The sequence below is a fragment of the Flavitalea antarctica genome (genome assembly GCF_054461535.1).
This window is the reverse complement of the sequence record NZ_JBTLQG010000024.1, coordinates 1-21,941: the sequence shown is the minus strand read 5'-3', so window position 1 is coordinate 21,941 and position 21,941 is coordinate 1. Positions and strand designations below refer to the sequence as shown.

The window sequence follows — 21,941 nt, the reverse complement described above, 5'->3', positions numbered from 1 at the left end:
AGTTGATGAGTTAAATCAACCTTGTTCAAGGATCAGTTTGCGTAACAGATTAAGGGCATAGTTAGCGGTCAGTTCGATATTTCGTTGCCGGTTGAAGCGAAAATGAAATTTCTGGGTGTCTACCTTTTCCCTCGTGCCCGCGGCCACCCACACCGTTCCGACAGGTTTTTCCTCACTACCTCCATCAGGGCCCATGATGCCTGAAACAGCTACTGCATAATCCGTTTCGAGTTCCAGCAGCGCACCCTGCACCATTTGTTTAACCGTTTCTTCACTTACAGCTCCCACAGTGGCCAAAGTCTGATGGTTAACTTTCAACACTTTCTCCTTGACCTGGTTGTCATAACTGACTATCCCCCCTTTAAAAAATGAAGAAGCACCTGCATCTGCTGTTAACAGGTGTGCAATATACCCGCCCGTACAGCTTTCAGCTGTCCCTAATGTTCTGCCTTTTTCTTTTAACAACCCGGCTACCACCTGCTGAAGATTCTGATCCTTGTCGACAACGAGCCATTCTTTTACCAGGTCTCTCAGCTCCTGGAATTGCAGATCAAGTTCATGGCCCAATTCCTCTTTGTTGTCGCTGGTACCGGTAAGGCGTAACCGAACCATGCCATAGTTAGGCAGGTAGGCCAGCTTGATGTGTGCCGGTATTTTTGATTCCCAATGCTGAATATGTTCAGCAAGCACTGATTCCCCAACTCCTGCCGTCAGTAAAGTTCTGTGGAGTATATAGGGCGTTTTGAAATACTGTTTAAGACCCGGGATCACATGGTCATTCATCATTCCCTGCATTTCATGCGGTACTCCCGGCATGGAGACATAAATCTTTCCATCTTTTTCAAACCACATTCCAGGTGCTGTACCTCGTTTATTCTGAATCACCGTGCAGGTATCAGGTACCTCGGCTTGTTTAAGATTTCTTTCCAGTATCGGTCTGTTAGATAGCTTTGAGAAAATAGTTTTCACGTTCTCCAGGGCTCCCGGATCAACAATCATTTTTCCATTGAAGTATTCACATAATACCGGTTTTGTAATGTCATCTGCAGTTGGGCCAAGTCCTCCTGTTATCAGTATAATCTCTGCATCCCTGCTTTCTTCTTCAAGCGCTTTCACGATATCGGTCCTGTTATCACCAACAGCGACGCGGCGCTTGAGCCAGATACCATTATTGTTAAGCTCACGTGCTATCCATGCAGAATTGGTGTCGATTACCTGGCCGATAAGGAGTTCATCACCTATAGTAATAATTGATGCGAAAATCATAATCTGATTAAAGGAGTTTAATTTCGGGTGTAAAGTAATAATGCCTGAAGTATGAAAAAAGTTTGTTTACTGTTAACCTTTTCGATCAGTTGTATGCTTTCGTCGGGGCAGACTATCAGCGAAAAACTAGGAAAGGCAATTGCTTCATTGGAGAGAGATCCCCAGATGGAAGCGGCTATAGTTAGTCTATATGTTATTGATTCGGATAATCAAACTTTGGTGTTTGAGAAGAACAGCCGGTACGGACTTGCTCCTGCAAGTACCCAAAAGCTCTTTACTGCTGCTGCTATGCTTGAGTTACTTGGTCAGAAATACAGTTATAAAACAACAGTCAGTTTATATGAGCAAACCAACGATGAAGGTAAATCCGGCATAATCGGTATTACCGGAAATGGCGATCCTTCGCTTGGAAGCTGGAGATTTGCGGGCACAAAAAAGGAATTTCTATTAAAAAAATGGGCGGACGAACTGGTCAAAGCCAGGCCCGGTCTTAATCTCAGGACGATATATGTAAATGATCTTCTGCCCGGTAATCTGCAAACCATCCCCGATGGATACATCTGGCAGGATATAGGCAATTATTATGGTGCAGGAACAACTTTGTTAAACTGGAGCGAGAATCAATATGATATCGTATTCAGATCCGGAGGAACTGGCAAACAAGCCACGGTTATTAAACTGGACACTACCCAGAAACCACTGAAATATCATATTTCAGTGATGGCCGGAGCAAGTGGCAGCGGAGATAACGCATATATTTATGCTGCACCGTTTGCCAGCTTAGCTGTAGTCAGTGGCACTATACCACCAAATCAACAAAACTTCACCATTTCAGGTTCAATGCCGGATCCTGCTCATACCCTGGCACTTGGTTTACAAAATCATCTGGTGCTTGCCGGAGCTAAAGCTGATCCCGGGATTGAAATAAAAAGCACAGGAGGACTTCACACCACCGAAGCGACAAGCAAAAGTAAAGTCAACGGAACTTCTTCGACCTGGAATGATTATTCAACACTTATTTCTTCTGCATCACCGGTTTTGTCAATTGATCACCGCTCTCCGACACTCGACAGCCTTGTATTCTGGTTTCTCAGGAAAAGCATCAACATGTATGGCGAAGCCTTTGTGAAAACTTTAGCCAATGAAAAAAACGCCGGGTTCAATCTTGATAAGGGCCTTGGTAAGATCATCGAATTCTGGATGGCAACAGGGATCCGCAAGTCTGAAATTTCTTTGATTGATGGAAGCGGACTTTCCCCTCAGAATCGGGTGACTACCCGGGCCATCACGCAGGCGCTTCAATTCAGCTCGGGAAGAAGCTGGTTCCCGGCTTTTCTGCATGCGATGCCGACATACAACGGGATGAAAATGAAAAGCGGTTCAATCAACGGTTCACGGGCCTTTGCTGGCTATCATAAATCGGCAAACGGGAAAAAATACACATTTGCGATGATCATCAACAACTATAATGGCAGTCCGACAGAGATAGTGAAAAAAATGTATGTGGTGCTTGATTTATTGAAGTAGATAGATGATCTATTGAAATAATAACCTATTTGTTTATCATACCATCCACACTGATCTTACCGGGTCCGAGTAACAGTATTACGAGATATCCTGCCAGGAACATGGCACCATGTTCACCATCTCCGAAGATCTGGTAATTATGGGCGATGGCGACTACCACACACATGGCTATGATCAGAGGGATCACCGCTAACCTCGTAAACAAACCAAATATCAGGAAGATTGAACAGAAGAATTCCGCAAATATATCAAGGGCAAGAGACACACCCGAGCCCATGCCAAGAAAATTTATAAATCCGTTTTTCATCTGTGCAAACTTTACCAGTTTGTCGTATCCATGTGGTATCATAAAGACTCCAAAGCTTACCCTTAACAACAACATAGCGATATTGAAAGCACCCTGGGAATAACTGATGGAAAGAAGTTTCTTCATGAAAGCAGTTTTTTGTCAAAAATAATATCTTAGTTCAAAAGAATGGCATATTTGAATAAGAGATGGAGTCAGATACCATCATACCTTTGCATTTATTGCAATCGTCGGCTTTCATACCTCATGTAAAACCTTGTAAACAGGGGGTTTTATCAGAACGAATTGTTAATTACTATACTTATCCACAGCTGTTTGGAACGATGTTTGGTAGAGGATAAAATATTTAGAAACTTTACTGCGTTTAATCCCTGACAAGGATAAATGGAATCAATTGTTCTGTTAAAATCCTTACATATATGGGAAACATTTTTGAGAGCCTGCCAGGAGCGAGGCCGGTGGGCCAGGAAAAAACAATAAATGAACGGATGAAACAAACTACAGTTCTCGTATTTCTTATAGGACTTCATGTGATTTCGTTTGCCCAGCAAACCAAATTCATAAATGACCCTCAAAAAGATCTTAAGCAGGCGAAGGATTATTATCAGAAAGAGCAGTACAGTTTAGCTTATCCGATTTTGAAGGATTTGCAGCTCAGGCAAAGAGATGCTGAAAGGACCAGCCAGGCGCTCGACTACCAGGAGGTAAAATATTATACTACCGCATGTGCGCTTCGCCAGAACGAAGAGGCCGCTGTGCAGCAGGCAAAAGATTTTATTGACCTGGAGGATAATTCGGCAAGGGTACAGATGATGAGTTTCAACCTTGCTGAATATTATTACCGAAAGCAGGATTATGCGACTGCCACCAGCCTTTATGAAAAGGTAAGCCTGGATAACCTGACAAATGAAGAGATCGCCGATATGAAATTTCATCTCGGTTATTCTTATTTCACAGATAAACAATATGAGAAAGCCCGGCCGCTTTTCGATGCGATAAGACAGCTCCCTAAAGACAGGAATTATATTGACGCTAACTACTATTACGGCTACATATCATTCAATGAGCGGAAATATAATGACGCCCTTACCGCTTTCCGGGTGGTGGAAAATGATAAGAACTACAGCAATGTGGTTCCTTATTATATTGCCAATATCCTGTATACCCAGGGACAGAAAGACAAAGCCCTGGCCTATGTTGAGCAAAAAATGAAAGGTGGCGGACAGATTTATGATACTGAATTGAGACATCTTGTTGGTCACGCTTACTTTGAGAAAGGGCAGTTTGATAAAGCCCTTCCATATCTCGAAGCCTTTGTGAAAAAATCGGAGAAGGTATCACGGGAAGATCTTTATGAGCTTTCTTACTCTTATTATAAGGGTTCTAACTGGACAAAAGCGATCGAAGGATTCAAGCAGCTTGGTGACGGAGGTGATTCACTTGCCCAACATTCCATGTATCTCCTGGGTGATGCTTATCTTAAAACAAACCAGAAAGCCAATGCAAGAAATGCATTTCTCGTAGCAGCATCGAATAACAGCAATGCAAAGCAGAAGGAGATAGCCACTTTTAATTATGCCAAGCTCAGCTACGAACTCGGCTACCAGGATGTGGCACTTACTGAACTTCAAAAGTTCAACGACACCTATAAGAGCTCCGAATACGGCGACGAGGCGCGCGAACTGCTTGTAAACGTGCTGGCAAATACAAATAATTACAAGGAAGCATTAACTATGATTGAGGCCATGCCTGCCAATTCAGTCAATGCAAGGAGGCAATATGCTAAAATCCTTTATGGACGTGCAACCGAGATGATTAATGATGGTATGTTGCTTGCCGCCAACGACCTGTTAACAAAAGCCGAAGCGGATGTAAACAACGCGGCTTACCTGCCATTTATAAAGTTCTGGAAAGGTGAGATCGCTTACCGGATAAACCGGATTGACGATGCGATCAGGTATTATTTTGATTATCTGAAATCAGGAGCGGTCAACGGAGAAGCAAATCCTACGAATGCCAAGTACAATCTTGGTTATTGCTTCATGAAAAAGGAGAATTACCAGCAGGCACTTGGATTTTTTACCCAGATTGCAGGCACGCCGCGGATCAATTCACCGACTATGGAACAGGACGCATACATAAGAAGTGCGGACTGCTATTATATGAACCGTGAATACAGTAAGGCTTTGGCCATGTATAACAAAGTGCTTGAATTTTCATGGCCAGCCAGCGACTATGCTACTTTCCAAAAGGGAATGATCGCCGGCGCCGGAACATCCAATAATAAAGAGAAGATCACCCTGATGTCTTCAATTGCCAGGAAATTTCCCGCATCCCCGCTGATAGCTGATGCAAATATGGAGCTGGCAAACTACTACATGGTTAATGAACAATATCCTGAGGCCATACCTTTCCTCAAGAACGTAGTTAACGATCCGAATCCTGCGCTGAGGCCTAAAGCAATGCTGAGACTGGGTATCGTTTATTACAACCAGGATAATAATGATGCGGCCCTGGAACAATACACAACGCTCCTTAAGCAGTTTCCAAATTCACCTGAGGCTGATGCTGCCCTCGAGAATGCAAGGTCAATTTATATCGAGCAGGGCAAAACCAGTGAATATGTCGGATTCGCCAGGTCAATGGGTAAGAGTATTTCCGGCACGCAGGAAGATCAGCTGGCCTACCAGGAAGCTGAGGTCCAGTTCAACAATGGAAATTTCCCTGCAGCAGCAAAAAAATTCGAAGATTATCTCGCAAAATTTCCGGAAGGCAAGTTTTCTCTTGAAGCACTATACTACAAAAGCGAAATCTATTTCAACCAGAAAGACTGGTCAAAAGCTGCAGGAGGGTATGAGATTCTTTCTGACAGGGTGCCACATAAATTTGGTGAAAAGTCATTGCTGAATGCTGCGCGCATAAATTTCTTCGACGTAAAGAATTACGAAAAAGCTGAGAAATACTTCTCAAGGCTGAAAGATTTTGCCTCTAACCAGGAAACCAAACTAGAAGCTATGCGGGGACTATTGCGCAGCCAGTACCAGCTTTCGAAATGGGATGCGGCTGTTACCAATGCAAAGGACCTGCTCAATCAAAAGGGAATCGGTACAGATGATAAGGTGCTGGCCAATATGGCCATAGCAAGGTCTTACAAAAATAATAACCAGTGTGAGCTTGCCATCACTCAGTACCGCACCATCATATCACTAAGTAAGTCTGCCTATGCTGCGGAAGCAAGGTATGAAATAGCCCATTGTTATTTTTTGCAGAACAGGTATCCGGACGCAGAAAAAGCTGCATTTGAGGTAATCAATAAAGCGGGTTCATACGAAGACTGGATTACCCGGGCTTACCTGTTGCTTGGCGACGTGTACATGAAAACAAAAGACTTTTTCAATGCCAAGGCAACCTATCAGAGTGTGGTTGATAATGCTAAGATTGAAACGCTCAGGCAGGAAGCAGCGAACAAGCTGAAAGACGCTGCTGAAGAAGAAAGAAAAAGTTCTAAGTTGGAATAACCAGGATTGTACGAATGATTCGGGGTTAACGTACCTGCAAGTTTTTTATAGCAGGTCATTACAGAACACTGCAGTGAAATTAAATCAAACAAAAGATCTAAGCCAAAATGAGAGTATATTCAGTCATAAGATGTTTGCTGACCACAGCTCCCATAGTCGCCATATGCCTGTCTGGCTTTGGCCAGGACACGACAAAAAAGAAGACGATCGATATCACTTCCACCTTCAAACCGGTGCTTAAAGAAGGTTCAAAAATTAATTTCAATGCGGCGCCGCCGGTTGCTGATACATCGAAACCCAGGCTGGTGTATGCTGTGCCTTCCCAGAACCTGTTATTCTCTTATGTTCCCACAGAGCTTAAGCCCGTGGCAGTTTCGGTGGATTCCGTGAACGCCTGGGATCACAGCAATTATATAAAAGTAGGAGTAGGTAATGTACATCTTCCTTATGTTAAGGTGGGATTTAGCTTTGGGGACGATAAGAATACCTTTTATAATTTGTTTGGAGAACATTACACATCAAAGGGAAAACTGCCTTTTCAAAAAAACAGCCTCACAAGCGTAGGCGGTGCCATTACTCATAAAACCCAAAACAATCACGAATGGAACGGCAGCCTTGGCTTTAAGAGTGATGAATATTTCCTGTATGGATACCAGCCAACGACCCTTCAATTCACCAAGGATGACCTACGTCAGCGTTTTCAGACCATCGAAGGAAAGGTTCAGTTCAGGAACACTATACCTACGGAATTCGGTTTAACCTATAGCCCGTCGCTCAGGGTAAGTGTTTTCGCGGACAACAAAGCCCCAACGGGCTCTGAGGCTAATGCCGTCTTGAATGTTCCGGTAACAAAGAGCTTCGGCGAGACCTTTGCTTTTAATCTTGGATTTACTGCGGACCTTACAAATTATAGGAAGAAGTATAACAATAACCCGATCAGCGAGGTGAACAATATATATATGGTGTCACCGGCGGTAACCATGAAAACACCGAATTTATATCTGCATGGCGGAATAATTCCTTCGTGGGATAAAAGCGATTTTCATATGTTACCAAACATCATGGCTGAAGTGACAACAGAAAATCAGCGCTTCACATTGATGGGGGGATGGATCGGTTATTATAATAAAGGATCGTACCAGCGATTCGCGGCAGTTAATCCATGGATAGATCTGAAAGTGTACGATTCAGTCGGGGGCTTATTAAACGATCGGGTTACAGAAATTTATGGTGGTATCAAAGGTTCTCTGGGTAACCATTTTACATATTCAGGTAAGCTCGGGGTACAAAAGCACCGCAACATGGCTTTGTATGTAAATGACAATGTGGACGGTAAAACTTTTGATGTTATTTATGAACCAAGTGTAGATGTGCTGCATTTTCATGGTGAAGTTGGTTATACTGTGAGTGAAAAGTTAAGTGCCAAGGGTGGGATCACCATTAATAGTTTTACAGGGCTGGAAGTGAATCCGAAAGCTTATGGACTACTTCCCCGCGAATTAAACATCTCTGTTAAATACCGGCTTCTTACGGACCTTTGGCTCACCTCTGAATTGTGGACATGGGATGGTGCTCAATACCGTAAAAAAGATGGCAAACCTGAAAAGGGTGATGCTGCTTTTGACCTGAATGCGGGTGCAGAATTCAGGATCACGAAAAATTTCAACCTTTGGCTGCAGATGAATAATATATTTAATAACAAATACGAACGCTGGAATCAGTATGAAGTATTTGGGTTTAATATATTAGGAGGCATAACATATTCATTCTGATTTTTCAACAACGGCTATGATACCAGCACTCAGCAGTTATCTTCATCAGCACAAAAGTCTCAGTATTCCGGGGATCGGTACGATTTATATAGAACGTACACCTGCGAGGTCAGACTTTACCAACAAGCAGATACTGCCCCCCGGATATCACTACCGCTTCGACCGCTTTTATGATACCCCGGATAAAAATTTCTTCTCTTTTATTGCCAGGAAGAAAAACGTTGCTGACTACGAGGCGATGCAATGGTATAATGAATGGGCCTACGGGATCAGTGCAAAACTGAAGGCCGATTCCATAGTGTCGTGGGACGGAGTTGGGGCATTAAAGAGAAATGATACGGGTGATGTTTTTTTTGAGGCCATAGCGCCAATAGACGCTTTTCTTCAACCGGTGCCGGCAACCCGGATCATCCGGACCAATACTGCACATACGATGCTGGTAGGCGATAAGGAGCTTACAAATCTCCAAATGAGCGGTTACCTGCACGATAATGGGAAACAACCCGTTCAGAAAAAAACCTGGCCGGTTTATGCCCTGATAGGTGGGCTGCTCGTGATCATCATCTTGTTTGTATATTTCGGCACCAGATAGGCTCTTCTGACTTTTACAACTGTTATCTTTCGCAGCCGCGGTTTCACCTTCAGACTTTCGTTTTATATTGCACCCTATCTTGAATTCAACAATTATACATTTTCAACATTGCCCTGCATGTAGCAGTGCTTCTATCAAGCCTGTGTTAACCGTTGCAGATCATTCGGTTTCAAAGGAGAAGTTCGAAATATGGGAATGTGCTGCATGTGGGCTCCGGTTTACCCAGGATGTTCCTGATCAGGACTCAATAGGCAGGTATTACCAGTCTTCTCAATACATTTCACATTCCAATACCAAAGCAGGGGTGGTAAATAAGTTGTACCACCTTGTGCGGAATTTCACGCTGGGGCAAAAAAAGCGATTGATCATCAGCAAAACCGGCCTTCAAAAAGGTAGTTTACTCGACATCGGTGCAGGAGCGGGCACCTTTGCGGCTTACATGAAAAAAGCAGGCTGGTCCGTGACAGGCCTGGAGCCGGACGCCGCAACGCGCGATAATGCTCTCCGTAACTATGGCATTGCGCTTCAATCACCCGAAGAGTTGTTCAGGCTTAGCCCAGATAGTTTTAATGCTATTACTATGTGGCATGTACTTGAGCATGTTCATAACCTGCATGGTTACCTCGCTGAAATGAAAAAGCTATTAAAGCCGGGTGGGGTGCTTTTTATTGCCGTACCAAATTATACCTCAAGTGATGCATCCACTTATGGTGAATACTGGGCGGCTTATGATATTCCAATACATCTGTATCATTTCTCTCCGGCATCAATGAAAAAGTTGCTGACTCATCATGGATTTACGATTACGTCAATACAACCAATGTGGTTCGATAGTTTTTACGTTAGCCTGCTGAGTGAAAAATACAAAACCGGCAAACAGCGGCTCCTCCCGGGTTTCGTGAACGGTTTAATTTCTAATATGAAAGCATTAACGGACAAAAGTCGCTGCAGTTCGCTGATTTATATTGCGGAGATGTAATAGCCAACCGTTTTATTGTAACCTTATCTTATAGATGACCGGCCAGTTTTTACCAGTAACTAAAATATTGTTATTGGCACTGTCATAAGCGATCCCGTTCATCTCGTTACCACCCGGATATCTTTGCGCTGCTTCTGCCACCTGTCTTGACATATCCAGCCTGCCCACAACCTTCCCAGTGGTTGGGTCAATCTTCGCGATGTAATTTGTTAACCATTCATTCGCATAGATATAACCATTGATATATTCCAGTTCGTTCAGCCTTGTAGTTAACGGTCCGTTGTTATCATGGACACTTACGATATTGACAGTTGTCAATGAATCCGGATGAAGATAATACAGTTGATTCGTACCGACACTCATAATGATGTGACTTGTGTCATGCGTCAGTCCCCAGCCTTCTGGAGAGGGCAGGGTGAATTCACGAAGTTTTTTATAGGTCTTCAAATCATAAACGAATCCTGTTTTTTCCTTATAGGTGACCTGGTATATTTTGTCCCTGAAGATCGTAATACCTTCACCGAAGTACTTCTTTTTATCGAGTGTTACTTTTTCGGTCACCTTGCCGGTTGCAGGATCTACAATGCCAAAGCCAGAAGGGTACGGCCCGTTACCCGTGCCATTTGGGTCGGTGGACGGTCCCGAACTTTCATATAATTGTCCATTGTGGAACTCAAGCCCTTCGGTGAAATAATTCACATCATGAGGCTGGGTACCCACCAGCGAAAAAGGAAGAATTGAAGGAGCAGTGCTTACCTGTGGATCTTCAGTTATAGTTTCTTCAGGTTCATCATTACAGGCGGCGATAATTAAAGAAAGAAAAACGAAATACTTAAATCTTTTGTGCATCATTAGACGAATTTAAACCAGGGGGCCTCAAAACCCAATCCTTACAAAATAAAAGGAAATAAATGTGTAAAATAGCGCCTGGAGATTTTGATTTGTTAATTTTTTTTTATCACTTTACAGGCTGCACAAGACTGAACTCCGGTATTTTTCCGGAGTATTGCGCATTCATACATTTCGCTTACCCCCCGAAACGCAGGCCCGCTGGTCAATACCCTCATCCTGGAAATTCCCGTTTGCGAACCTGGATAGCAGTCAAATGCTTTTACAGGTAACGTTTATTTTGTGTACAAAACCATATGGCGTTGACAGATACCATATGAAAGAAAAGTGTAATTGAGACTCATGATCCGATCCAGACTGTTAGTGATTTTTGGTGTTTTTATTCATAATGTGGTGATGTCACAGCAGTCATGTGTTTCCTCCCAATATAATTCCAGGCAACAGGAATTGAATCCATCTCTTCTGGCCCGGCAACAATCAATCGCTCAATTCCTTTTGCCGGGTGACAACGAGTTAAGGATGTTAGGTACCCAGGATAACCCGACTGAACAGACCGTGATCAACATCCCCGTGGTGGTTCATGTGTTGTTTAATGGATCTGCACAGAATATTTCAGAAGCGCAGATCCTTACGCAGTTAGACATACTTAATCGTGACTTCCGCCGGAAAAATGCCGACACTTCTAATACACCTCAACATTTCCGCTCTGTTGCAGCTGACTGTAACATTACATTTAGCCTCGCTAAGGTTAACCCGCAGGGTTTTCCAACTACGGGCATCATCCGGAAATCCACAAACGTAACCGGCTTCTCGATGGATGATGACATTAAATTTTCTTCGACCGGGGGAGATGATGCGTGGGACTCTGATAAATATCTGAATATCTGGGTTGGACCTATGGCTGCGGGTATAGTTGGATATGCCAGTGCACCCGGTTCAGATAAAAACAGGGATGGAGTAGTGGTTCGCTTCAATGCATTTGGCAATACCGGTGCTGCGGCCCCACCATATAACAAAGGCCGGACAGCGGTACATGAAGTTGGTCATTGGCTCGGACTTGTCCATATTTGGGGCGACCTTTTATGCGGTGATGATATGGTAGAAGATACTCCGCCCCAACAAACTTATACACGTGGATGTCCTACGGGAGCCATAGTGATCAGCTGTGGAAATGCGCCTAACGGAAACATGTATATGAACTTCATGGATCTTACCGAAGATGCATGTACTAATTTGTTTACCAAAGGGCAAAAACTGCGCATGCGCACCCTTTTTAATGACGGGGGTCCGCGTCATGCACTGTTAAGCTCAACTGCAGCCACCGATCCTGGAAACCAGCCCCCGGTTGATATTCCTGTAGATCCCGCTGACGATAAAAAGGTGAGGGTTTTTCCTAACCCCGCTAAATCAGGTGTAACGATCGACTTTGGTGGCGACGAAACCCTTACCGGGAAATATGTATCGTTGTTTAACCAGCACGGACAGATGATTATGTATAAGGTGATCACCTCGAACCAGATGACCCTGAACATAGCTGAGTTATCAACCGGTATATACTTTATCAAGGTTGGGGATGATAAACCGACGATACGGCTGCTAAAGACCGCCTATTAGGTTGGTACCGGCTTCTTCAGAGTAACATTTGCCTTGCTATCTTTTCACCTGTTACCGGCGTTAAGGCAACGCCCATACCGCTCATTCTTACTGCGCAGAATACGTTTGGTTCAATTTCTCTTACTATCGGCAGCTTCTCTTTTCCCATTCCCATAATACCGCTCCAACGGTCAGATACCGTGTAGGGGGTGGAAGGAAGGATATGTTTTTTCAGGAACACTTCCAATGCATCCTGGATCCCTGGAGTTGTCTGCATGTTACCTGTAGTCTCACCTTCGAAATCTTCATTCCTTGCACCACCAAGCAGAATTCTTTTACCATGATTTCTGAAATAATAAAACCCTTCATCAGCATGGAAGGTTCCCCGGAAACTGAGGTTCGGTATTTCATCCGTTAATAACACCTGGCCGCGGGCAGTTACAACATCAATGCCTGGTAAGATTGCGCTGGCGAATGCATTGTTACAAACCAACAGATTGGTTGCCGACAGATCGTATTGCTTGTCGGTGTGCAAAACCACCCGCCCATCAAGTCTCGTGTAACCATTCACGTTAATTCCGTTCAGAATAGTGACACCAGCTGCCTGCACCCGGCGGCTAAGAACCTGGCAAAGTTTGCCAGGGTGCAGGTATCCTTCCATATCGTTTTCGATGAGGTGATTTACATGCTGAAAACCGAACTTCTTTATCTTATCATCTGCAAAGTGGAAAGTAGTTTGTGCAGGAAGAATAGCAGAAAGCAGCTTATTGACCAGGTGCATCTTATCTTCAAAGGCCCGATCCGCGCTGGTTTCTTTTTGAATGATCAGTTCATATCCCCCGCAAAGCGTGAAACCCGTTTCGGCGGGATTGAAAGATTTCATGATCTGTTGCAGGCCCTGGTAACGCATATTCACCAGTTGAAGCATCTTGTCTTCTCCCATCGATTCAAGATCATGGAGTAATTCAGTGAAACTTCCGAAACAGGCAAAGCCGGCATTGCGCGTACTGGCCCCGGAAGGAATAAGTCCTCTTTCAACGATGGTTATGGAAAGGGATGGTTTTAATTTTTTCAGATGATATGCTGACCAAAGTCCGGAGAGACCGGCACCGATGATGATAATATCCCGGCTGGCATAAAAGCTTTCCTTTTCCCAGATTGATAAAGATGATGAGTATTCAGTCATTTTGATGCTTTAAACAATGTGGTGTAAGAAACATTTGACTTATCAATCGTGAGACAAACATACGATTGTAAGGCAAAACTCAGGAATTTAACAGCCAAACCCAAAAACCGGGCAGCCACATAAAACAAAATCCCCGCCTTCAGGGGCGGGGATTTTGACTATTAATTATCACTATTACAGATGAATTGCTTCTCCATAGGCAACTTCAATAGCATCTTTAATGCCTTCACTGATAGTCGGGTGAGGATGGATGCTGTTCAGCACTTCATGATAAGTGGTTTCGAGCTTGCGTGCAGTGACAGTCTGAACGATGATTTCGGTCACATTGTAGCCGATCATGTGCGTACCCAGCCATTCGCCGTATTTAGCATCAAAGATCACTTTAACAAAGCCTTCAGTATGTCCTGCCGCGGAAGCCTTGCCGGACGCGCTCATTGGGAACTTTCCGACTTTTATTTCGTAGCCGGCATCTTTAGCCTGTTTTTCTGTGTATCCGACAGATGCAACCTCAGGGCTGCAATAGGTACAACCCGGAACGTTGTTGTAATCAAGAGCTTCCGGCTGATGTGCATGCTTCTTCTCAGCATAGGCAATTGCCTCAACACAAATTATACCTTCTTTGGAAGCAACATGTGCGAGCGCCTGGCCAGGAGCGCAATCACCGATGGCGTAGAATCCTTCTACATTGGTTTTGTAAAATTTATCCACCGCAACACGGCCCTTATCAGTTTTTATACCGAGCGTTTCAAGTCCGATATTTTCAATGTTTGCACTAACACCTACAGCACTTAATACAACATCTGCTTCAAGAACTATTTCGCCAGTCGGTGTTTTAACTTTTGCCTTAACACCGTTGGCAGAAGTGTCGAGGCTGAGCACTTCAGAGCTGGTCAATACTTCGATCCCTGATTTTTTCAGGCTCTTTTCAAGTTCCTTTGAAATATCTTCATCTTCAACCGGAACTACCCTCGGCAAAAATTCAACGATGGTTACCTTGGTTCCCATACTGTTATAAAAATACCCGAATTCAACGCCGATGGCGCCGCTTCCAACTACGATCATACTCTTAGGCTGTGTTGGCAATGACATCGCCTCACGATAACCTATCACTTTTTTGCCATCCTGCTTCAGGTTTGGCAACTCACGGCTACGGCCACCTGTCGCAATAATGATATGTTTACCTTCAACCAGCTGAGTCTTTCCATCTGCACCGGTAACTTCAATTTGTCCCTTTGCTTTCAGTTTACCGGTTCCCATCACCACATCAATCTTATTTTTCTTCATCAGGAACTGTACACCCCGGCTCATTTTATCAGCTACTCCGCGGCTACGCTTAATCACGGCTTCGAAATTTGGCTGTCCGCTTGCCTCAATCCCAAAATCTTTTGCATGTTTTATATTGTCGAATACCTGAGCACTTTTCAGAAGAGCCTTCGTTGGTATACAACCCCAGTTGAGACAAACACCACCAAGACTTTCCTTTTCAATTATCGCTGTTTTGAAACCCAGCTGAGAAGCCCGGATTGCTGCCACATAACCACCGGGACCGCTGCCGAGAACAATTAGATCGTAGGCCATATTAATTTAATGATTTAATGTTTAGATGAGATCCATTCTGAAAATAAACGATTTGCGAAACTACTTCACATCGGGGAATTAGCCAAAACTCAAGGTTTGGTGGGGATGGGAAGCGTTAGTGCAAATCATTATATTCACGGAATAAATACTGGTTATGAAGAAATTCCTCCGGAGGCTTGCCATAATGCTTTTGAGCCTCATCGCCCTGATCTCTGTTTTTGCCCTGGTATCCGGCAAAACCTATCTCTTCAGGGCAGTAGCTTATAACTTTGCAGATATTGACGATTACAAGATCTTTTCGAATAATACCGTGAGTGCCGGCATACCGCAACCCCTGGCGGTTTCGGCAGATCTTAATAAAACCCCGGTACCGGTCACGCTCGATAGTTTGCTGCGCGAGCTCGAAACCGTTTCATTCCTTGTAATAAAAGATAACCAGGTAATTATTGAACGTTATTGGGACGGCTATAACGATTCTTCCTGGTCGAACTCATTTTCCATGGCAAAAAGCATAACCAGCCTTCTCATCGGAACAGCAATAAAAGATGGCCTTATCGGCTCAGTAAACGATCCCGTTGGCAAATACCTGCCTGAATTTAACGAGGGAAGGAGAAAGGAACTAAAAATTGTTGACCTGTTAACCATGAGCAGTGGCAGCAACTGGGATGAATCCTATGCAAATCCTTTATCAGTAACTACAGAGATCTATTATGGCAGTCATGCAAACGAAACAGCTGCCGGAGTAGATATTATAAAAACCCCGGGCACTGAACACAATTATAAGTCGGGTGACACGCAGTTGCTTGCCATGATCGTTGAAAAAGTAACCGGTAAATCCCTGAGCAGCTATGCCTCCGACAAATTGTGGAAGCCATTGGGTGCGGCGCATCCGGCACTATGGAGTGCAGATAAAGACGGTGGTAATGAAAAAGCATATTGTTGTTTCAATTCCAATGCACGTGATTTTGCCCGGCTCGGACTTCTGATGCTCGACAGTGGGCGGTGGAACGGAAATGAAATCATCACGCGCGACTACTTCGAGGCTTCCGTTAAGCCATGCATGATTCCCGATGAAAAAGGAGATCCGTGCAATTATTATGGGTACCAGTGGTGGATATATCCGGACGAAGAAAAGATATTTTATGCCCGGGGCATACTTGGTCAGTATATCATAGTGATTCCTTCCAGACAGGTGGTCATGGTCAGACTCGGAAAAAAGAGATCCGCCAAACGTGTTAACACCAGTTTTGAGGAAGTTGAAGAGATGATAAAATTTGCAAAACAACTTTGAACCGGTTTTGACACTTACAAGATGAGCCATCCTAAGTTTTCACACACCATAACCTGATAATCATAACTCATTTCGACTATTTTTGATCTTCAATTAAAAACATGAAACTCGATATACTTGGAATAGGGGTTCATCCTGATGACATAGAATTAGGATGTTCGGGCACTATTATTAATGAAATCAGGCTTGGAAAAAAAGTTGGTATACTTGACCTCACCCAGGGTGAACTTGGTACCCGGGGCAACATTGAAACCCGTTATGCAGAAGCTGCCGCGGCAGCGGAAATCATGGGGGTACACCTAAGGGAGAACCTCAAATTCCGCGATGGTTTTTTCAGGAACGATGAGGAACATGTGTTGAAACTGATATCTGCGATACGTAAATATCAACCGGATGTTATACTTGCGAACGTACTTGATGACCGGCACCCCGATCATGGAAGGGCTGGTCATCTGATCGCGGATGCGGCTTATTTATCAGGACTGGTGAAAATCCAGACATGCGACGCATCAGGCAGGCAGCAGGAAAAGTGGAGACCAAAGATCGTGTTACATTATATCCAGGACTGGTATCATGAACCTGATCTGCTCATTGACATCAGTGATGTTTTTGATCAAAGAATGAAGGCAATCGAAGCTTACTCAACACAGTTTTTTACATCCGATGCCGGCCTGGAAGGTCCCGTAACTTACATTTCAACGCCCGATTTTCTCGATAGCGTTATTGCCAGGGCAAGAATGCTGGGGAAGCGTCTTGGCGTGAAATATGCTGAAGGTTTCATTAGCCAGAAAAAGATTGGTATTAAGTCCCTTGATGCTATCATACAGGTCGAAACCTGAGCAGATCCTAAATCAATCTGATGGTCAATAAGGGTTTTTCAGTAAGAAACCTTAAATTAATGTAACGCATATTCAATCTTACACTATTCTGACTTAAATGCAGGCGTTTAAGCGTAGATTTGCGTCTGTTTATCAACTTTTTAATTGTTCAAATATGATAATGCCAAAATTCTCTGCGGTTCCTACTTCCTTTCACGGTGAACTAAAAAAGAGAATCTCTGTGTATTTCCAGGAATCCGGTAAATCATCTACCGGCAACTTTCACCTTTACTTCAAGGCTATTGTTCTTGTTGTTGGGCTGATCGCCACTTATATTCACCTTGTGTTTTTTACGCCGCCTGTGTGGCTGGCCCTGGTTGAATGTATTGCTTTAGGTGGTTTTACAGCCGCAATTGGTTTTAATGTGATGCATGATGGCGGCCACGGCAGCTTCAGTCGCTACAAATGGGTAAATGATCTTGCTGCTTTGTCACTCAACTTTCTTGGTGCGAATATCTTTATGTGGAAAACAAAACACAATGTTATTCACCATGCATACACAAACGTGGATGGACTGGATGATGATATTGATGCAAAGCCGTTTCTTCGTTTGTGCGACACCCAGAAATTCTATAAAATACATAAATATCAGCACCTCTATTTCTGGGCAGCATATTCATTACTTTACCTTTATTGGATATTCGTAACAGATTATAAAAAATACTTTCTGAAAAGAGTGGGTAGCGTACCATTGAAAAAGATGACCCGCGCGGATCACATTTCATTCTGGGCGTTTAAAGTTTTGCACCTTTTCCTGTTTGTTGCGCTGCCGATTTACATGGTAGGCGTAGGTAACTGGGCTATCGGTTTCCTGGTGTATGGTTTATTTTCTGGATTTATCCTGAGTATAGTGTTCCAGCTGGCGCATACTGTTGAACATACACATTTCCCGATGCCAGACGAAAAGACCGGCAGACTGGAGGATGAGTGGGCTGTTCACCAGATTAAAACAACCGCAAACTTTGCAACAGGTAACAAGGTGATATGCTGGCTTGTAGGAGGGTTGAACTTCCAGGTAGAACACCATCTTTTTCCTAAGATTTCTCACGTGCATTATCCTGCCATCAGCAAGATCATTAAACAGGCTTGCCAGGAATACGGTATAAATTATATCGAATATCCACGTATGAGGCTTGCAGTAGCATCACACGTTGCCTATCTCAGGCAGATGGGTCAGAACTAATAATTGCTCATAACCCAAAGCCCGGATAAGAGGATAATCATTTAACCTTTTATTCGGGCTTTGTGCTTGAATTTGTGAAGGCCGGATAACTGAAAAAAGCGTAAATTTGCGCCGTTTCCGGGCATCAGTTTTAGTTTGGATAAAACGCTGACAGTCTGCTTATTTAATCAACTTTTCCAAGATTTAAAAGATTTGAATTATGGTTAAAATCGGGATGGTCCAGATGAGTTGTGTCCGTGAGAAGTCGGAGAACCTGGCTAAAGCGGTTTCGAAGGTGCGGGAAGCAGCTGCGAAAGGTGCACAGATTATCTGTTTGCAGGAGCTCTTCACTTCCTTATACTTCTGTGACGTGGAAGATTATGAATACTTCAACCTCGCTGAACCCATTCCCGGCCCTTCGGTAGAAACCTTGAGCACAGTTGCAGCAGAACTGGACGTGGTAATCATCGCTTCGCTGTTCGAGAAAAGGGCACAGGGCCTTTATCATAATACTACCGCGGTGATAGATGCGGATGGAAAGTATCTTGGCAAATACCGGAAAATGCACATCCCGGATGATCCGGCTTACTATGAGAAGTTTTATTTCACACCCGGAGACCTGGGTTATAAGATATGGAAAACGAAATATGCCACCTTTGGCGTATTGATCTGCTGGGATCAGTGGTACCCTGAGGCGGCCAGGATCACCTCGCTGATGGGAGCTGAGATCCTGTTTTATCCCACCGCAATCGGATGGGCGACCTCGCAGGAGGAAGATACCAATATCGAACAGTACAATGCCTGGCAAACCATTCAACGCAGCCATGCTGTAGCCAATGGGGTTCATGTGGTTAGTGTAAACCGCGTAGGTTACGAACAGGAGGGTGCCATGAAGTTCTGGGGAGGGTCTTTTATCTCTAATCCATTTGGAACGGTAATATACCAGGCTTCCCATGAAGAAGAGGAAGTAGTTGTACAGGAAATTGACCTGGCCAAAACGGACCGGTATCGTACACACTGGCCATTCCTGCGTGACAGGCGGATTGATTCCTACGATCAGATAACAAAAAGGTATATAGATCAGGATTAGGATCCCCAACGGGCGTTAGCCGGGTCCGTTCTTTAAGCTACTGGCTTGAGTTTTGTAAAAAATCCTTAATTTGAAAGTCTAAAACATTCTTTATATGATCAAATTGAGCGATTTAAAGCCGGGAGATATTGTAATGGCCGAATATGAAGGTCAGCGTTTTGAAGGGGTTGTGAAAGAGCTGAACAGGGAAGATAAGGAAGTTTGTGTCGAAACATCAGTCCAGTCATTCTGGTTCAAACCGGAGGAGATTTATCCGATAGTGCTTGATGACGCCCAGTTACTAAAGCTGGGATTCGAAAGGCACGAAAACGAAGATGGTTCGGTAAAATACAGTAAAAGTTCATTCAGGATACTAGTTCCAAAAAAAGATGATTTCAGTAACATCGAGATCTGGTGGAGAGAAGATAAACGCAGACTGCACCAGGCCATCTATGTTCATGAGTTGCAGAATCACTATCTCTCCATGACAAAAGTAGAGCTGAATCCAGCCTGAAAAGAAGGTATTATCTGTAACGTCAGCGGAAAATAACCGGGTTTTTACCTCAAAAGGTAAAAAGATCCTAATTTTTTCTTATTTCCCGCTGAATTGCCTATCTTTGCGCTCCGAAAAATAGTATGGGTAAACAACCACTTATAAAGCAGGATGGATCGATCATCGAGGCCCTTTCAAATGCGATGTTCAGGGTAAAACTGGAAAATGGTCATGAAATACTGGCGACAATTTCAGGAAAGATGAGAATGAATTACATCAGAATTTTGCCTGGTGATAAAGTGGGAGTGGAGATGAGCCCTTATGATTTGACCAGGGGAAGGATCATATTCAGGTATAAATAATAGTTTAAAACAGATATTATGAAAGTTCGTGCATCTATTAAAAAGCGCAGTGCTGATTGCAAAATCGTTCGCAGGAAGGGTGTTCTGTATGTGATCAACAAAAAGAACCCTCGTTTCAAACAAAGACAGGGATAATATTTGCAAGCCCGATTGCACAGCAAACTGGATTGTCAATTGTAACTGCATTTACGTTTCCTCAATTGTTTTTACAATTGAAATTCAAAATAAAAAAACAAAAATAAACTATGGCTCGTATTGCCGGTGTAGACTTACCAAAAACTAAAAGAGGCGAAATAGGCCTTACTTATATCTTTGGCATTGGCCTCACAACTGCTCAGTATATACTGAACAAAGCTGAGATAGATGTTAATAAGAAAGTAAATGAATGGAATGATGATGAGCTGAATGCTATCCGTACCATTATTACCAATGAATTTAAAGTAGAAGGTCAGCTTCGTTCAGAGGTTCAGATGAGCATTAAGCGTTTGCTTGATATCGCCTGCTACCGTGGTCTCCGTCATCGTAAAGGACTGCCGGTTCGTGGACAGCGTACACGTACCAACAGCCGTACCCGTAAAGGTAAACGTAAGACAGTTGCCGGTAAGAAGAAAGCCGCCAAGAAATAATAAATAAACGTATTGAACCGGTGCCGGATACCCGAAAGGGAGTAGGATCGGTTCATTCCCGTATTTAACGGGACGTTCCCAAATCAGACGGAACGCTCCATTATCAGACGGGATGTATCTGTAAATGTTAATTGATTACCTCCAATTGTATTGATTTATGGCAAAAGCACAAGCCAGCGCAAAAGCCGCTGCGAAAAAGAGAATCGTAAAAGTTGAGAATTATGGCGATGCACATATCGTAGCAAGTTTCAACAACATCATCATCAGCATTACCAATAAGACCGGCCAGGTGATCTCCTGGAGCAGCGCAGGTAAGATGGGTTTCAAAGGATCAAAGAAGAACACACCGTATGCGGCCCAGATGGCAGCAGCTGACGCAGCGAAAACCGCTTTTGATGCCGGCGTAAAGAAAGTGGATGTATTCGTAAAAGGTCCCGGTGCTGGTCGTGAAAGCTCTATCCGTTCTTTATCTAATTCAGGTATCGAAGTGGTGATGATCAAAGACGTTACGCCTTTACCTCACAATGGTTGCCGTCCTCCGAAGAAAAGACGCGTATAAACTTTTAATAGCATTATCTGTTGTTTGTTGGGTATCCGGTGAACAGCCGATAATCATTTTTCATCAAAGGTGTGCGATTCATTTTTAAGATTTTTACTGATCGCACATCGTAAATAAAAAATCATCTAATCAATTATGGCACGTTACACAGGACCCAAAACAAGGATCTGCCGGATTTTCGGTGAGCCGATCCTTGGAAATGGTAAGTATCTTACAAAGAACAGTTTTCCTCCAGGTCAGCACGGACCAACCCGTAAGCGTAAAGCTCCGGGTGAGTATGCATTGCAGCTGAAAGAAAAACAGAAAGCGAAATACACGTACGGTGTACTCGAGA

At 43.7% G+C, this 21,941-nt stretch carries 20 protein-coding genes and 1 pseudogene; 16 read left to right on the top strand and 5 right to left on the bottom strand.

All coding sequences use genetic code 11. The features are described from left to right. Window positions 1–15: 15 nt before the first annotated feature. Complete coding sequence (locus tag ACX0G7_RS18715; protein WP_458925044.1) at window positions 16–1,266, bottom strand: competence/damage-inducible protein A; 1,251 nt, start codon at window positions 1,264–1,266, stop codon at window positions 16–18. 51 nt (window positions 1,267–1,317) lie between these two features. On the opposite strand from ACX0G7_RS18715, the gene ACX0G7_RS18710 reads away from it, so the two are divergent. Beyond that, window positions 1,318–2,793, top strand: a complete 1,476-nt coding sequence (locus ACX0G7_RS18710; protein ID WP_458925043.1) for a D-alanyl-D-alanine carboxypeptidase/D-alanyl-D-alanine-endopeptidase — start codon at window positions 1,318–1,320, stop codon at window positions 2,791–2,793. Window positions 2,794–2,818: 25 nt separating this feature from the next. On the opposite strand, the gene ACX0G7_RS18705 is transcribed toward ACX0G7_RS18710, so the two are convergent. After that, window positions 2,819–3,226 (bottom strand): DoxX family protein, encoded by a 408-nt coding sequence (locus ACX0G7_RS18705; RefSeq protein ID WP_458925042.1) that lies wholly within the window; start codon window positions 3,224–3,226, stop codon window positions 2,819–2,821. A 293-nt stretch (window positions 3,227–3,519) separates the two neighbouring features. Between ACX0G7_RS18705 and ACX0G7_RS18700 the strand changes: the two genes are divergently transcribed. From ACX0G7_RS18700 to ACX0G7_RS18685, 4 genes are all read left to right on the top strand, one after another. Next, window positions 3,520–6,618 (top strand): tetratricopeptide repeat protein, encoded by a 3,099-nt coding sequence (locus ACX0G7_RS18700; protein WP_458925041.1) that lies wholly within the window; start codon window positions 3,520–3,522, stop codon window positions 6,616–6,618. 107 nt (window positions 6,619–6,725) lie between these two features. Continuing rightward, entirely contained in the window at window positions 6,726–8,390 is a 1,665-nt protein-coding gene (locus ACX0G7_RS18695) for a hypothetical protein (RefSeq protein WP_458925040.1), read from the top strand. Window positions 8,391–8,406: 16 nt separating this feature from the next. Then, on the top strand, window positions 8,407–8,982 hold the full coding sequence (locus tag ACX0G7_RS18690) for a hypothetical protein (protein WP_458925039.1): 576 nt from the start codon (window positions 8,407–8,409) through the stop codon (window positions 8,980–8,982). Window positions 8,983–9,061: 79 nt separating this feature from the next. Beyond that, on the top strand, window positions 9,062–9,961 hold the full coding sequence (locus ACX0G7_RS18685; RefSeq protein ID WP_458925038.1) for a class I SAM-dependent methyltransferase: 900 nt from the start codon (window positions 9,062–9,064) through the stop codon (window positions 9,959–9,961). Between the two features lie 12 nt (window positions 9,962–9,973). Here the strand turns inward: ACX0G7_RS18685 and ACX0G7_RS18680 are convergent, their stop codons facing one another. After that, window positions 9,974–10,813 (bottom strand): glutaminyl-peptide cyclotransferase, encoded by an 840-nt coding sequence (locus ACX0G7_RS18680; RefSeq protein ID WP_458925037.1) that lies wholly within the window; start codon window positions 10,811–10,813, stop codon window positions 9,974–9,976. Between the two features lie 339 nt (window positions 10,814–11,152). Between ACX0G7_RS18680 and ACX0G7_RS18675 the strand changes: the two genes are divergently transcribed. Further along, window positions 11,153–12,424 (top strand): M43 family zinc metalloprotease, encoded by a 1,272-nt coding sequence (locus ACX0G7_RS18675; protein WP_458925036.1) that lies wholly within the window; start codon window positions 11,153–11,155, stop codon window positions 12,422–12,424. A gap of 16 nt (window positions 12,425–12,440) precedes the next feature. Here ACX0G7_RS18675 and ACX0G7_RS18670 read toward each other — a convergent pair whose 3' ends face one another. Then, window positions 12,441–13,589: an NAD(P)/FAD-dependent oxidoreductase gene (locus ACX0G7_RS18670; protein ID WP_458925035.1), complete on the bottom strand. Its 1,149-nt coding sequence runs from the start codon at window positions 13,587–13,589 to the stop codon at window positions 12,441–12,443. A 174-nt stretch (window positions 13,590–13,763) separates the two neighbouring features. Next, on the bottom strand, window positions 13,764–15,167 hold the full coding sequence (lpdA, locus tag ACX0G7_RS18665) for a dihydrolipoyl dehydrogenase (RefSeq protein ID WP_458925034.1): 1,404 nt from the start codon (window positions 15,165–15,167) through the stop codon (window positions 13,764–13,766). A gap of 154 nt (window positions 15,168–15,321) precedes the next feature. On the opposite strand from lpdA, the gene ACX0G7_RS18660 reads away from it, so the two are divergent. From ACX0G7_RS18660 to ACX0G7_RS18615, 10 genes and pseudogenes are all read left to right on the top strand, one after another. After that, the gene (locus tag ACX0G7_RS18660; protein WP_458925033.1) at window positions 15,322–16,458 is read left to right on the top strand and encodes a serine hydrolase domain-containing protein; all 1,137 of its coding nucleotides are present in this window, start codon (window positions 15,322–15,324) and stop codon (window positions 16,456–16,458) included. Window positions 16,459–16,559: 101 nt separating this feature from the next. Further along, entirely contained in the window at window positions 16,560–17,297 is a 738-nt protein-coding gene (gene bshB1 / locus ACX0G7_RS18655; RefSeq protein WP_458925032.1) for a bacillithiol biosynthesis deacetylase BshB1, read from the top strand. Window positions 17,298–17,457: 160 nt separating this feature from the next. Beyond that, on the top strand, window positions 17,458–18,519 hold the full coding sequence (locus tag ACX0G7_RS18650) for a fatty acid desaturase family protein (protein WP_458925031.1): 1,062 nt from the start codon (window positions 17,458–17,460) through the stop codon (window positions 18,517–18,519). Window positions 18,520–18,718: 199 nt separating this feature from the next. After that, window positions 18,719–19,588, top strand: a complete 870-nt coding sequence (locus ACX0G7_RS18645) for a carbon-nitrogen hydrolase (RefSeq protein ID WP_458925030.1) — start codon at window positions 18,719–18,721, stop codon at window positions 19,586–19,588. Between the two features lie 94 nt (window positions 19,589–19,682). Further along, window positions 19,683–20,081: a hypothetical protein gene (locus ACX0G7_RS18640; protein ID WP_458925029.1), complete on the top strand. Its 399-nt coding sequence runs from the start codon at window positions 19,683–19,685 to the stop codon at window positions 20,079–20,081. Window positions 20,082–20,203: 122 nt separating this feature from the next. After that, window positions 20,204–20,422: a translation initiation factor IF-1 gene (gene infA / locus ACX0G7_RS18635; RefSeq protein WP_458925028.1), complete on the top strand. Its 219-nt coding sequence runs from the start codon at window positions 20,204–20,206 to the stop codon at window positions 20,420–20,422. Window positions 20,423–20,440: 18 nt separating this feature from the next. Further along, window positions 20,441–20,557 carry a type B 50S ribosomal protein L36 gene (gene ykgO / locus ACX0G7_RS18630; protein WP_279297482.1) on the top strand — a complete coding sequence of 39 codons (117 nt, stop codon included), beginning with the start codon at window positions 20,441–20,443 and terminating at the stop codon, window positions 20,555–20,557. A gap of 110 nt (window positions 20,558–20,667) precedes the next feature. Next, a complete protein-coding gene (gene rpsM / locus ACX0G7_RS18625) occupies window positions 20,668–21,048 on the top strand; it encodes a 30S ribosomal protein S13 (RefSeq protein WP_458925027.1) in 381 nt (126 codons plus the stop codon). Between the two features lie 157 nt (window positions 21,049–21,205). Continuing rightward, entirely contained in the window at window positions 21,206–21,607 is a 402-nt protein-coding gene (rpsK, locus tag ACX0G7_RS18620) for a 30S ribosomal protein S11 (protein ID WP_458925026.1), read from the top strand. Between the two features lie 135 nt (window positions 21,608–21,742). Then, window positions 21,743–21,941 (top strand): annotated as a pseudogene (locus ACX0G7_RS18615) (30S ribosomal protein S4); the annotation flags it as partial.

Bases quoted from the DNA above. Each gene is read 5' to 3' on its own strand.
- ACX0G7_RS18710 (WP_458925043.1), top strand. From the start codon at position 1,318: ATGAAAAAAGTTTGTTTACTGTTAACCTTTTCGATCAGTTGTATGCTT.
- ACX0G7_RS18695 (WP_458925040.1), top strand. From the start codon at position 6,726: ATGAGAGTATATTCAGTCATAAGATGTTTGCTGACCACAGCTCCCATA.
- ACX0G7_RS18670 (WP_458925035.1), bottom strand. From the start codon at position 13,589: ATGACTGAATACTCATCATCTTTATCAATCTGGGAAAAGGAAAGCTTT.
- ACX0G7_RS18700 (WP_458925041.1), top strand. From the start codon at position 3,520: ATGGGAAACATTTTTGAGAGCCTGCCAGGAGCGAGGCCGGTGGGCCAG.
- ACX0G7_RS18660 (WP_458925033.1), top strand. From the start codon at position 15,322: ATGAAGAAATTCCTCCGGAGGCTTGCCATAATGCTTTTGAGCCTCATC.
- ACX0G7_RS18640 (WP_458925029.1), top strand. From the start codon at position 19,683: ATGATCAAATTGAGCGATTTAAAGCCGGGAGATATTGTAATGGCCGAA.
- ACX0G7_RS18690 (WP_458925039.1), top strand. From the start codon at position 8,407: ATGATACCAGCACTCAGCAGTTATCTTCATCAGCACAAAAGTCTCAGT.
- ACX0G7_RS18715 (WP_458925044.1), bottom strand. From the start codon at position 1,266: ATGATTTTCGCATCAATTATTACTATAGGTGATGAACTCCTTATCGGC.
- lpdA (WP_458925034.1), bottom strand. From the start codon at position 15,167: ATGGCCTACGATCTAATTGTTCTCGGCAGCGGTCCCGGTGGTTATGTG.
- rpsK (WP_458925026.1), top strand. From the start codon at position 21,206: ATGGCAAAAGCACAAGCCAGCGCAAAAGCCGCTGCGAAAAAGAGAATC.
- bshB1 (WP_458925032.1), top strand. From the start codon at position 16,560: ATGAAACTCGATATACTTGGAATAGGGGTTCATCCTGATGACATAGAA.
- ACX0G7_RS18650 (WP_458925031.1), top strand. From the start codon at position 17,458: ATGCCAAAATTCTCTGCGGTTCCTACTTCCTTTCACGGTGAACTAAAA.
- ykgO (WP_279297482.1), top strand. From the start codon at position 20,441: ATGAAAGTTCGTGCATCTATTAAAAAGCGCAGTGCTGATTGCAAAATC.
- rpsM (WP_458925027.1), top strand. From the start codon at position 20,668: ATGGCTCGTATTGCCGGTGTAGACTTACCAAAAACTAAAAGAGGCGAA.
- ACX0G7_RS18705 (WP_458925042.1), bottom strand. From the start codon at position 3,226: ATGAAGAAACTTCTTTCCATCAGTTATTCCCAGGGTGCTTTCAATATC.
- ACX0G7_RS18680 (WP_458925037.1), bottom strand. From the start codon at position 10,813: ATGATGCACAAAAGATTTAAGTATTTCGTTTTTCTTTCTTTAATTATC.
- infA (WP_458925028.1), top strand. From the start codon at position 20,204: ATGGGTAAACAACCACTTATAAAGCAGGATGGATCGATCATCGAGGCC.
- ACX0G7_RS18645 (WP_458925030.1), top strand. From the start codon at position 18,719: ATGGTTAAAATCGGGATGGTCCAGATGAGTTGTGTCCGTGAGAAGTCG.
- ACX0G7_RS18675 (WP_458925036.1), top strand. From the start codon at position 11,153: ATGATCCGATCCAGACTGTTAGTGATTTTTGGTGTTTTTATTCATAAT.